At 57.8% G+C, this 12,404-nt stretch carries 11 protein-coding genes; 7 read left to right on the top strand and 4 right to left on the bottom strand.

Annotated features, from left to right (window positions below; genetic code table 11):
* Nucleotides 1-75: 75 nt before the first annotated feature.
* Nucleotides 76-630, bottom strand: coding sequence for a GNAT family N-acetyltransferase (locus DD606_RS14075; RefSeq protein WP_003859289.1), 555 nt, complete (start codon nt 628-630; stop codon nt 76-78).
* Nucleotides 631-732: 102 nt separating this feature from the next.
* Nucleotides 733-2,490 (bottom strand): D-lactate dehydrogenase, encoded by a 1,758-nt coding sequence (gene dld / locus DD606_RS14070; protein ID WP_003859288.1) that lies wholly within the window; start codon nt 2,488-2,490, stop codon nt 733-735.
* 189 nt (nt 2,491-2,679) lie between these two features.
* Between dld and bglX the strand changes: the two genes are divergently transcribed.
* From bglX to DD606_RS14045, 5 genes are all read left to right on the top strand, one after another.
* Nucleotides 2,680-4,977: a beta-glucosidase BglX gene (gene bglX, locus DD606_RS14065; RefSeq protein ID WP_022651510.1), complete on the top strand. Its 2,298-nt coding sequence runs from the start codon at nt 2,680-2,682 to the stop codon at nt 4,975-4,977.
* Between the two features lie 136 nt (nt 4,978-5,113).
* Nucleotides 5,114-6,031, top strand: a complete 918-nt coding sequence (locus DD606_RS14060) for an ABC transporter substrate-binding protein (RefSeq protein ID WP_003859284.1) — start codon at nt 5,114-5,116, stop codon at nt 6,029-6,031.
* Between the two features lie 12 nt (nt 6,032-6,043).
* Nucleotides 6,044-7,201, top strand: coding sequence for an ABC transporter permease (locus DD606_RS14055; RefSeq protein WP_032659553.1), 1,158 nt, complete (start codon nt 6,044-6,046; stop codon nt 7,199-7,201).
* Complete coding sequence (locus DD606_RS14050; RefSeq protein ID WP_129258777.1) at nt 7,194-8,144, top strand: ABC transporter ATP-binding protein; 951 nt, start codon at nt 7,194-7,196, stop codon at nt 8,142-8,144. Before DD606_RS14055 ends, DD606_RS14050 begins: the two co-directional genes overlap by 8 nt.
* Nucleotides 8,128-8,865, top strand: a complete 738-nt coding sequence (locus DD606_RS14045; RefSeq protein ID WP_017383373.1) for an ABC transporter permease — start codon at nt 8,128-8,130, stop codon at nt 8,863-8,865. Before DD606_RS14050 ends, DD606_RS14045 begins: the two co-directional genes overlap by 17 nt.
* On the opposite strand, the gene DD606_RS14040 is transcribed toward DD606_RS14045, so the two are convergent.
* Nucleotides 8,840-8,953, bottom strand: a complete 114-nt coding sequence (locus DD606_RS14040) for a protein YohO (protein ID WP_022648678.1) — start codon at nt 8,951-8,953, stop codon at nt 8,840-8,842. The two genes, DD606_RS14045 and DD606_RS14040, sit on opposite strands and share 26 nt — an antisense overlap.
* Nucleotides 8,954-9,022: 69 nt before the next feature.
* Nucleotides 9,023-9,763: an HTH-type transcriptional regulator MlrA gene (gene mlrA / locus DD606_RS14035; protein ID WP_003859273.1), complete on the bottom strand. Its 741-nt coding sequence runs from the start codon at nt 9,761-9,763 to the stop codon at nt 9,023-9,025.
* A 218-nt stretch (nt 9,764-9,981) separates the two neighbouring features.
* Between mlrA and DD606_RS14030 the strand changes: the two genes are divergently transcribed.
* A complete protein-coding gene (locus tag DD606_RS14030; protein ID WP_023314534.1) occupies nt 9,982-11,667 on the top strand; it encodes a sensor histidine kinase in 1,686 nt (561 codons plus the stop codon).
* Complete coding sequence (btsR, locus tag DD606_RS14025; RefSeq protein WP_022648676.1) at nt 11,661-12,380, top strand: two-component system response regulator BtsR; 720 nt, start codon at nt 11,661-11,663, stop codon at nt 12,378-12,380. Before DD606_RS14030 ends, btsR begins: the two co-directional genes overlap by 7 nt.
* The last annotated feature ends 24 nt before the right edge of the window (nt 12,381-12,404 follow it).

The following is a 12,404-nucleotide window of genomic DNA, read 5'->3' as shown; positions in this document are numbered from 1 at the left end:
ATGTTACCGTTTTTTATGTTTTCTCCCTCTCCCTGTGGGAGAGGGCCGGGGTGAGGGCACCAGACCGCACTGCGTTTATTCCGGCAGCGTCCAGTCCCCGTCGTTGAGCGGGCGCTGCATCATCACCGTGTCCCGCCAGTCGCCTTTTTTATATCCCACACTTCTGAGCTGACCCACAATTTCGAAACCGTGCTTTTTATGCAGCCGCAACGACCCGGGGTTATTTTGCCCGTCGCCGACCACGGCAATCATCTGCCGCCACGGTCCTTGTTCACAACGGGCGATCAGTGCCTGGAGTAAGGCCGAGCCAAACCCGCGGCCGGTGGTGCTGGCATCCACATAAATGGATTCTTCAAGGGTATAGCGATAAGCCTGGCGTGGACGATAAAACGTGGCGTAGCAGTAGCCGACAACAATGCCGCGATACAGCGCAACCAGCCACGGTAAACCGCTGTCGGTCACGCTCTTCATCCGCTGACGCATCTCATCGACGGTGGGGGGAACTTCCTCGAAGGACGCACGGCCATGAAGCACATGCCAGGCGTATATCGCCGAGATGGCATGCGCATCGTCAGGAAGGGCGTCGCGCACCTCGATTTCAGTTTCGGGGAAAGTTTCTACAGCCGACATGTTCTGCCCGCTCCTTGTTTGGAAAGCCAGAGAAACGTTTCTCTGGCAACAGGCAGATACTCTAGTACGTTTGAGGAGAGCTTAACAATCTCTTAAATTTGGCTATATGAGTTCATCAGAGGCTTGCGTATTGTGCTGCTCTGATTCGGCACTCTCTTTCCAGTATTTCTTCCGCGTTGTCTTACCAATGCCGGGGTTCATACTGTTTGTAGGGTCATTTTTGCGATAAAACTGTTTAAGCGTCTCCGGCGCTTTATACAGGTGTCCCACGTTGTGCTCGGCAGGATATTGCGCGCCACGCTCGTGCAGCAGCGCCAGCATCTGTTCTTTCAGCGCGTGTGCATCAACCCCTTTTTTCACGATGTAATCCTGGTGGAAGACATAGCACATAAAGTGGCCGTAATAGAGCTTATGCACCAGCTTGCTGTCGATCTCCGGCGGCAGATGTTCAAACCACTCGGTATCGTTGCGACGCAGGGCGATATCCAGCGCCAGAATATCCTCCACTTCTTCGGAATGCACCGCCTGATAACGGATAGCGGCACCCGCCGCGGCGAAACGATGCAGGAAGGCTTTGCTGCCTTCTTCCGGCGTGCAGGCAAAGAAATCCCCGTCGGCGGTTTTGAAGAATTCGGTGAGCCAGCTCTGCGCTTCGTCAATTCCGTCCCCGGCCATTTTCAGCAGCAGATGGTGCTCATACTTGTCGCGCCAGGTCTTCATCCGCTCCGGTAAATGCGCCGGGAAGACGTTGCCCAGCTTCTGCATAAAGCGGTCGGTGAAGTGCGGCTTGAAGAGCGACACTTTCTCCAGCATCGCATCGGTGCGGCCCTTCATGGTGAAGAAGAACGGCATTTTGTCGGTGCCGAGCTTGTCGATCATCAGGAAGGTATCTTTGCCGTAGCGCTCGGCGATGTCGTAAATGTCCCGGTGCATATACTCGCCCGCCACCGGCAGGTGAGTGAACTCGGCCAGAATATGACGGCGGATCTCCGTCAGCACCTCCGGCTGATTGGTGCCGATGTAAAACACCTGCTGCTTTTTCTCTGCCGGGAAGGTATCGAGGCGCACCGCAAAAACGGCCAGCTTGCCCGCGCAGCCGGAGGATTCAAACAGGCGATCCGGATCGGCGTTATAGCGCGCCGGTGTATCGGCATTGATATCGCGCACGCGGGTGATGTAATCGTGGTCATGCGCGTGACGGCCATCGTGCTGAACGTCTTCGTCCTTCACGCGGTCATCGTCAAGTTTGCTGAGGATCTGCTCTGGCGTTACGCCCAGATCGATCCCCAAATGGTTAACCAGCGTCAGCTTGCCGTTTTCATCGATACGGGCAAACAGCGACATCTCCGTGTAGGCTGGGCCGCGCTGCACCAGCGAGCCGCCGGAGTTATTGCAGATCCCGCCGATCACCGAGGCACCAATGCACGACGAGCCGATCACCGAGTGCGGTTCGCGACCCAGCGGCTTAAGCGCCTTTTCCAGCGAGTAGAGCGTGGTGCCGGGGAAGGCGAGTACCTGTTCGCCCTTGTCCAGCAGGTGCAGTTTGTCGAGGCGCAGGGTGCTGATAATCACGATGTCACGATCGTAATCGTTGCCGTTCGGCGTGGAGCCTTCAGTCAGGCCGGTGTTAGCAGCCTGCATTAAAATAATCTTGTCTGCCGCAACGCAGGCGCTGAGCACGCGCCACAGTTCGAGCAACGTACCGGGGAAGACCACCGCCAGTGCCTCGCCCTGACCGGAGCGGAAGCCCTTGCGGTAGCGGGCGGTTTTAGCCGGGTCGGTAAGCAGGTGAGAGTGACCAACCAGGCGCGACAGTTCGTTAATAAATGTAGTGTTATCGTCAGTTCGAACAGAAGACATCTTCCACTCCTTGTGGTGGGGCAAATTTCTCGCTGTAAAGCATAGCGCGATTAGCCGTTGAGCGGTCGGGTATTCATGAGAAAAATCAGAGAATAACCCTGCAAGGTTTTCAGGCTTTGTGGCACACTGCGCTTTTCGCACGGTCTGGCCGGGTGCTTCCCGCGGTTATTGATGAGAGAGAATAACAACATGAAATGGCTATGTTCTGTAGGTGTCGCCGTCAGCCTGGCGCTGCAACCTGCGCTGGCAGAGGATTTGTTTGGTAATCACCCGCTCACGCCCGAAGCCCGCGACGCCTTTGTCACGGATTTACTCAAAAAGATGACGGTCGATGAGAAAATCGGCCAGCTGCGCCTGATCAGCGTCGGCCCGGATAACCCGAAAGAAGCCATTCGCGAGATGATCAAAGACGGGCAGGTAGGAGCCATTTTTAACACCGTTACCCGCCAGGATATCCGCAAGATGCAGGATCAGGTGATGGAGCTGAGCCGCCTGAAAATCCCACTGTTCTTCGCTTATGACGTGGTGCACGGCCAGCGTACCGTCTTCCCGATTAGCCTCGGCTTAGCCTCCTCCTTTAACCTCGATGCGGTGAAAACCGTCGGGCGCGTATCGGCATATGAAGCCGCAGACGACGGCCTGAACATGACCTGGGCGCCGATGGTTGACGTCTCCCGCGATCCGCGCTGGGGCCGCGCTTCGGAGGGCTTTGGAGAAGACACGTATTTAACCGCCACGATGGGCAAAACCATGGTGGAAGCGATGCAGGGCAAAAGTCCGGCAGATCGTTACTCGGTGATGACCAGCGTCAAGCACTTCGCCGCCTACGGCGCGGTGGAGGGCGGTAAAGAGTACAACACCGTCGACATGAGCCCGCAGCGCCTGTTTAACGACTACATGCCGCCATACAAGGCAGGGCTGGACGCGGGCAGCGGGGCGGTGATGGTAGCGCTGAACTCTCTCAACGGCACGCCTGCCACCTCCGATTCGTGGCTGCTGAAAGACGTGCTGCGCGACCAGTGGGGCTTCAAGGGCATCACCGTTTCTGACCACGGCGCGATTAAAGAGCTGATCAAACACGGCACGGCGTCTGACCCGGAAGATGCGGTACGCGTGGCGCTCAAGTCCGGCATCAACATGAGCATGAGCGACGAGTACTACAGCAAATACCTGCCGGGGCTGGTGAAGAGCGGCAAGGTGACGATGGCAGAGCTGGACGACGCTGCTCGCCACGTGCTGAACGTGAAATATGACATGGGACTGTTTAACGATCCTTACAGCCATCTGGGGCCGAAGGATTCAGACCCGGCGGACACCAACGCCGAAAGCCGTCTGCACCGTAAAGAAGCCCGGGAAGTAGCTCGCGAAAGCCTGGTGCTGTTGAAAAACCGTCTCGACACGCTGCCGCTGAAAAAATCCGGCACCATTGCCGTGGTCGGTCCGCTGGCCGACAGCAAGCGCGACGTCATGGGCAGCTGGTCCGCCGCAGGCGTGGCGGATCAGTCCGTTACCGTGCTGACCGGCATTAAGAGCGCCGTGGGTGATAACGCAAAAGTGGTTTACGCCAAAGGTGCGAACGTCACCGACGATAAAGACATCGTGACCTTCCTCAACCAGTATGAGGAAGCGGTGAAGGTGGATGCGCGCACGCCGAAAGAGATGCTCGACGAAGCGGTTAACGCCGCGAAGCAGTCCGACGTGGTGGTCGCGGTGGTGGGTGAAGCGCAGGGGATGGCGCACGAAGCCTCCAGCCGGACCGACATCACTATCCCGCAAAGCCAGCGCAATCTGATCGCGGCCCTGAAAGCCACCGGCAAGCCGCTGGTGCTGGTGCTGATGAACGGGCGCCCGCTGGCGCTGGTGAAAGAAGATCAGCAGGCTGACGCCATTCTGGAAACCTGGTTCGCCGGTACCGAAGGCGGTAACGCCATTGCCGACGTGCTGTTTGGCGATTACAACCCGTCCGGCAAGCTGCCGATGTCCTTCCCGCGCTCCGTCGGGCAGATCCCGGTTTACTACAGCCACCTGAACACCGGTCGTCCGTATAACGCCGACAAGCCGAACAAGTACACGTCCCGTTACTTCGACGAAGCTAACGGCCCGCTCTATCCGTTTGGCTATGGCCTGAGTTACACCACCTTCAAGGTGTCTGACGTCAAAATGTCGGCGCCGACCCTGAAGCGTGACGGCAAAGTGACCGCCAGCGTAGAGGTGACCAACAGCGGCAAACGCGAAGGCGCGACGGTGATCCAGATGTACGTTCAGGACGTCACGGCCTCCATGAGCCGTCCGGTGAAACAGCTGCGCGGCTTCGAAAAGGTCAACCTGAAACCGGGCGAAACCAGAACGGTCAGCTTCCCGATTGACGTAAATGCGCTGAAGTTCTGGAATCAGCAGATGAAATACGATGCTGAGCCTGGCAAATTCAACGTCTTCATCGGCGTGGATTCCGCCCGCGTGAACAAAGCCGAGTTCGAACTGCAATAATCTTACCTTTCTCCCTTTCCCCCGCCTGGCGGGGGATGCCTCTCATCTTGTACGAAAAACGGTTAAATTCACTGTTTTAAGCTACGCTTTTCTCTCAAGCCTATGAAAAAGGCCACAAAATAATGAGGAAAGCAGAATGACGATGATTAAGGGGATAACAGGGTCGGCGGTGCTTCTGGCGGCGCTGAGCCTGCCGTTACAGGCCGCAGAGCCGGTTAAGGTGGGTTCCAAAATTGATACTGAGGGCGCGTTGCTCGGTAATATCATTTTGCAGGTACTCGAAAGTCACGGCGTGAAAACGGTCAATAAAGTACAGCTTGGCACCACGCCTGTCGTGCGCGGTGCCATCACTTCCGGCGAGCTGGATATCTACCCGGAATACACCGGCAACGGGGCATTCTTCTTCAAGGATGAAAACGATCCGGCCTGGAAAAATGCCAAAGCCGGGTACGAAAAAGTCAAAAAGCTGGACGCAGAAAAAAATAAGCTGGTCTGGCTAACGCCGGCACCGGCCAACAACACCTGGACCATCGCGGTGCGCAAAGATATCGCCGAGAAAGGCAAGCTCACCTCGCTTGACGATCTCAGCCGCTACCTGAAAGAGAAGGGCGAGTTTAAGCTCGCGGCCTCGGCAGAGTTTATCGAGCGCGCTGATGCCCTGCCAGCGTTTGAAAAAGCCTATGATTTCAAGCTCGATCAGGCACAGCTGCTCTCTCTGGCAGGCGGCGACACGGCAGTGACCATTAAGGCGGCGGCGCAGCAAACCTCCGGCGTCAACGCGGCGATGGCCTACGGCACAGACGGCCCGGTCGCGGCGCTTGGCCTGCAAACCCTGACCGACCCGAAAGGCGTTCAGCCTATTTACGCCCCAACCCCGGTCGTGCGCGAGGCGGTGCTGAAAGCCTACCCGGATATTGCGGAATGGCTCAAACCGGTATTTGAAAAACTGGATGCGAAAACGCTGCAACAGCTGAATGCCAGCATTGCCGTTGAGGGGCTGGATGCCAAAAAAGTGGCTGCCGACTTCCTGAAACAACAAGGGCTTGTGAAGTAACGGGATAAGGCTGTGCCAATAAAATGCCATAACCGCGTCCTGCTGCTGTTGGCCTGTGTGGCCATCGTGGCGGTCGCGTTACCTTTTGTGAATGTCGCGCCAAACCGTCTGGTGTCGGGCGAACCGCGCGCGCTCTGGCAGATCTGGGCATTTACGCCGCTGCTGCTGGGCGCGGCGCTGGCGAGTACTGTTGCTTTAGCCTTCTGGCCGGGGCGAACCGCCCTGTGGCTGACGTTTTTGCTCAGCGAAGCGCTGTTTATCGTACTGTTCTGGAGCGCAGGACAGGCGGCAACGCAGATGGCCGCGGTTGAAAGCCCGCTGGCGCGCACGTCGGTTGGTAGCGGGCTGTGGCTGTGGCTGGCACTTTGTCTGCTGGTCTGTAGCGATGCCATTCGCCGTCTGACGCCGCAACCCGTCTGGCGCTGGCTGCTGAACGCGCAATTCTGGGTTATCCCTCTGCTGATCCTCTTCAGCGGCGATCTGAATCAGCTCTCGCTGTTAAAAGAGTACGTCAACCGCCAGGAGGTATTTGACAACGCGCTGGCGCAACATCTGACGATCCTGTTCGGGACGCTGATCCCGGCGCTGCTGCTGGGCGTGCCGCTGGGCATGTGGTGCTACCGACATACCAGCCGCCAGGGCGCCGTCTTTACCGTGCTCAACGTTATTCAGACCATCCCCTCCGTCGCCCTGTTTGGCCTGCTGATTGCCCCCCTCGCCGGTCTGGTGAAATCCTTCCCTGCGTTGGCCGCGGCAGGCATTGCCGGAACCGGGCTGACGCCAGCGCTGATTGCCCTTGTGCTGTATGCGCTGTTGCCGCTGGTGCGCGGCGTGGTGGCGGGGTTAAGCCAGGTTCCGCCCGACGTGCTGGAAAGCGCCCATGCGATGGGGATGAGCGCGCGCCAGTGTTTCTGGAAAATACAGCTGCCGCTTGCGCTTCCGCTGCTGGTTCGCAGCCTGCGGGTGGTAACAGTGCAAACCGTGGGGATGGCGGTGATTGCCGCGCTGATCGGGGCGGGCGGCTTTGGAGCACTGGTCTTCCAGGGGCTGCTCAGTAGCGCGCTGGATCTGGTGTTGCTGGGCGTCGTGCCCACAATTGCGCTGGCGGTCGTACTGGATGCCCTGTTTGCCCTGTGGCTCGCGCTGCTCAGGAGAAGAGCCAATGATTGAATTTCATGATGTGAGTAAAACCTTTGCGGGCCGTCCGGCGGCAAGCCACCTTAATCTGCATTTTGCCGAGGGGGCGTTCTCGGTATTGATCGGGACATCGGGGTCGGGAAAATCCACGATGCTGAAGATGATCAATCGGCTCGTGGAGCACGACAGCGGGACGATTCGCTTTGCCGGAGAGGAGATCCGCAGCCTGCCGGTGCTGGAGCTGCGGCGGCGTATGGGCTACGCCATTCAGTCCATCGGCCTGTTTCCCCACTGGACGGTGGCGCAGAACATTGCCACCGTGCCACAGCTGGAAAAATGGTCCCGGGGGAAGATCAATGAGCGTGTCGACGAACTGATGGCGCTGCTGGGCCTGGACGCGTCGCTTCGTAACCGCTATCCGCACCAGCTTTCCGGCGGACAGCAGCAGCGGGTCGGGGTGGCGCGCGCGCTGGCCGCTAACCCGCAGGTACTGCTGATGGATGAGCCCTTCGGCGCACTGGATCCGGTCACCCGCGGCGCACTTCAGGCCGAGATGAGCCGCATCCACCGTATTCTCGGGCGCACCATCGTGCTGGTGACGCATGATATCGACGAAGCACTGCGGCTGGCCGATCGTCTGGTACTGATGGATCACGGCGAAGTCGTCCAGCAGGGTACGCCGCTTGAGCTGTTAACCTCGCCGGCGAATGATTTTGTGCGTGAATTTTTTGGCCGCAGCGAGCTGGGCGTCAGGCTGCTCTCGCTGCGCACCGTCAGGGACTATCTGCGTCCGCAGGATGCGCAAATCGGTGGTGAACCGCTGCATGACGGGATGAGCCTGCGCGATGCCCTGTCGGCGTTTGTCGCCCGGCAGTGTGAGGTGTTACCCGTTGCGGACGGGCAGGGGACGCCATGCGGGACGATCCATTTTCGCGATCTGCTGGCGGGGGAGGTGACGCGTGAAGTGGGTCCGTGATCCGTTACTCTGGCTGACAGGGCTGTTTATCGCCTTACTCTACCTGATGCCGCACAGCGCGGCGCTGTTTAATGCGCTTATTCCCGGGCTGCCGCGCCCGGTATACCAGCAGGAGAGCTTTGTTAATCTCACCCTGGCGCACTTCTGGCTGGTGGCAGTGTCAAGCGTGATTGCCATCGTCCTGGGCACAGGCGCCGGTATTGCGGTGACGCGGCCTGCGGGCAGGGAGTTCCGTCCGCTGGTGGAGACCATCGCCGCAACGGGGCAGACCTTCCCACCGGTGGCCGTGCTGGCGATTGCCGTGCCGGCGATCGGTTTTGGGCAGGAGCCTGCCATCATTGCGCTGATTTTGTACGGCGTGTTGCCCATTCTGCAAGGGACGCTGGCAGGGATTGCGGCGGTGCCTGCATCGGTGCTGAGCGTAGCGGAAGGAATGGGGATGAGCGCCTGGCAGCGGCTGGTGAAGGTCGAACTGCCGCTGGCCGCACCGGTGATTATCGCTGGCGTGCGAACGTCCGTGATAATCAACATTGGTACGGCAACCATCGCCTCGACGGTCGGAGCCAATACGCTGGGAACGCCGATCATTATCGGGTTAAGCGGGTTTAATACGGCTTACATCATTCAGGGGGCGGTTTTGGTTGCGCTGGCGGCAATTGTGGTGGATCGCCTGTTTGAACGCCTGGCCGGATACCTCAGCCAACACCGCCGCGAACAATAAATGAATAACCTGCAAGCATAACGCCACCGATACCGCTGACAGCCATCAGTGCAAAAAGGGTAATTACGGCCAGTTTCGTTGCCTTCATCATGTGCTCCTGTTGTTAACGGAACAATTATACGGTGAAGCGCAGCTGTTAATGAACCATTAAATGCCGTTACGACGCATTTGGACCCAGTGAGTAAACGGGATAACCATGTTCGCGCCACTCCGTAAGGAGCTGCTGCTGGGAAGCGGAGGGGACTTCGCCGCACCAGACCAGCAGCGTCTGTCCCTCAAACAGTTCCGGCCTGAGCTGGGCCAGGGAGTGGGCAAGCACGTCAACGCGCCAGCCCTGCTGGGTGGCAATCCAGGCTTCGAGCCACAGCCGGGTGGTATCGTGTACGTTCCAGCCGATCACCAGTGCATCTTTGCTGTTTTTATTCCGCGCTGAGGCAAGACAGACGGAAATATAGTTAATCAGCACGCCATCAAGCATGCTGAGCAGCGCCTGTAAGGTGGTTTGCTGACACTGAAGCCGACGCCGTAGGGGAATAAAAAGATGAGTGATCAGGGTTTGCGCCGGGTAGTCTCGACCCTGTTCTTTGATCCAGCCGCGCAGACGCTGCAAATTGCCACTCTGCAACAGCCTCAGCAGGGTTTCCTGCTGCTCGCGCCAGAGATGCTGCGTATCAGGATCGTCCTGGCTTAGAAGCGATTTTACCTTGCCGACCTGTACGCCGTTGTCGATCCAGCTTTTTATCTCGCGGATCCGGTCAATATCCGCATCGTTAAACAGGCGGTGCCCGCCGTCCGTTCTTTGCGGCTTAAGCAATCCATACCGTCGCTGCCACGCCCGTAGCGTAACGGGATTGATATCACACAGGAGTGCCACTTCACCTATTGTGTAAAGCGCCATTTTCGCCCCCAGGCTTGCGCGTCCCCAGCTTAACTGTAGACCCACTTTGCGGAACCAGGAAGATTTGATTCTTTTTTGTACAAATTATACGAAAGAAAGGTTATCTCCGGCAAAAGGTGTGATGACGGACACGATTTATCGCTTTTTTGGCACGTTTCAAAGAAAGTTAACCGCTATCAGTGTATGTTACGCGTTTTTAGAATGTGCGGTTTGTGAGTATGTACGAGTTTAATCTGGTGCTGCTGTTGCTTCAGCAGATGTGCGTGTTTCTTGTCATCGCCTGGTTGATGAGCAAAACGCGTCTGTTCATTCCGCTGATGCAGGTCACCGTCCGTCTGCCGCACAAATTCCTCTGCTACGTCGTATTTTCCATATTCTGCATTATGGGGACCTGGTTTGGTCTCCATATTGAGGATTCCATCGCCAATACGCGCGCCATCGGCGCGGTAATGGGCGGGCTGCTCGGAGGCCCGGTCGTGGGCGGTCTGGTGGGGTTAACCGGCGGCCTGCACCGCTATTCGATGGGCGGTATGACGGCGCTAAGCTGCATGATCTCCACCATCGTCGAAGGGCTGCTCGGTGGTCTCGTCCACAGCTATATGATTAAGCGCGGACGCCCGGATAAAGTGTTCAGTCCCTTTACCGCAGGGGCGATTACCTTCGTGGCGGAAATGGCGCAGATGGCGATCATCCTGCTGATCGCGCGCCCGTTTGACGATGCGTTACATCTGGTCAGCAGCATTGCCGCACCGATGATGGTCACCAATACCGTAGGTGCGGCGCTGTTTATGCGCATTCTGCTCGACAAACGCGCCATGTTCGAAAAATACACCTCGGCATTTTCTGCCACCGCCTTAAAAGTTGCGGCGTCGACGGAAGGGATCCTGAGGCAGGGATTCAACGAGGAGAACAGCATGAAGGTGGCGCAGGTGCTGTATAAAGAGCTGGATATCGGGGCCGTGGCGATTACCGATCGCGAAAAGCTGCTGGCGTTTACCGGCACCGGCGACGACCACCATCTGCCGGGCAAACCGATCTCATCGGCCTATACCCTGCGCGCTATTGAAACGGGTGAAGTGGTGTATGCCGACGGAAATGAAGTGCCGTACCGCTGTTCCCTGCATCCGCAGTGCAAACTCGGCTCTACGTTGGTCATTCCCCTGCGGGGCGAAAATCAGCGCGTTATGGGCACCATTAAGCTTTACGAAGCCAAAAACCGCCTGTTCAGCTCCATCAACCGCACGCTGGGGGAGGGGATCGCCCAGCTGCTTTCGGCGCAAATCCTGGCGGGGCAGTATGAACGGCAAAAAGCGCTGCTGACGCAGTCAGAAATTAAGCTCCTGCACGCTCAGGTGAATCCGCATTTCCTGTTTAACGCGCTTAATACGCTGAAGGCGGTGATCCGCCGCGACAGCGATCAGGCCGCGCAGCTGGTGCAATTTCTGTCGACCTTTTTCCGCAAAAATTTGAAGCGTCCCTCGGAGATCGTCACCCTCGCGGACGAGATTGAGCACGTAAACGCCTATCTGCAAATTGAAAAAGCGCGCTTCCAGTCACGTTTACAGGTGTCGTTATCCGTCCCGGATGAACTGGCGTATCAGCATCTTCCGGCCTTTACCCTGCAACCGATTGTAGAGAACGCCATTAAGCATGGAACCTCGCAGCTGCTGGGTACCGGAGAAATCATGATTTCCGCTTCCCGTTTTAACCACCATCTGGTGCTGGATATTGAAGACAACGCGGGGCTGTATGAAGCTTCCGCGTCAGGCGGTCTGGGCATGAGCCTGGTGGATAAACGCCTGCGCGCGCATTTTGGTGACGACTGCGGTATCACCGTTGCCTGTGAGCCAGACCGCTATACCCGAATTACCTTACGATTGCCGCTGGAGGAGAACGCATGTTAAGAGTGCTGATTGTTGATGATGAGCCGTTAGCACGGGAAAACCTGCGTGTCCTGTTGCAGGAGCAGAGTGATATCGAGGTTGTGGGGGAATGTGCCAATGCCATTGAAGGCATCGGTGCGGTGCATAAACTGCGCCCTGACGTGTTGTTCCTCGATATTCAGATGCCGCGCATCAGCGGGCTGGAGATGGTCGGCATGCTCGACCCGGAGCACCGTCCCTATATCGTCTTTCTGACGGCCTTTGATGAGTACGCGGTAAAGGCGTTTGAAGAGCACGCGTTTGATTATCTGCTGAAACCGATTGAAGAGAAACGGCTTGAAAAGACCCTGACCCGTCTGCGCCAGGAGCGTACCGCGCAGGACGTGACGCTGCTGCCGGAGCATCAGCAGCCCCTGAAGTTTATCCCCTGTACCGGGCACAGCCGGATTTACCTTCTGCAAATGGACGACGTTGCTTTTGTCAGCAGCCGTCTGAGCGGGGTATACGTCACCAGCGCCGAAGGCAACGAAGGCTTTACCGAGCTGACCCTGCGCACGCTGGAGAGCCGCACGCCGCTGATCCGCTGCCATCGTCAGTATCTGGTGAACATGGCGCACCTGAAGGAGATCCGCCTGGAAGATAACGGCCAGGCCGAGCTGGTGTTACGTGCCGGGCAAACCGTTCCCGTCAGTCGTCGCTACCTGAAAAGTTTGAAAGAGGCGATAGGGCTGTAAAACTGATACACTGCGCGCCATTGC

The sequence above is a fragment of the Enterobacter cloacae complex sp. GF14B genome, assembly GCF_004136805.1.
Classification (GTDB): domain Bacteria; phylum Pseudomonadota; class Gammaproteobacteria; order Enterobacterales; family Enterobacteriaceae; genus Enterobacter; species Enterobacter hormaechei_C.
Note: the sequence above shows the minus strand (reverse complement) of the source record. Positions and strands in the feature narration are given on the sequence as shown.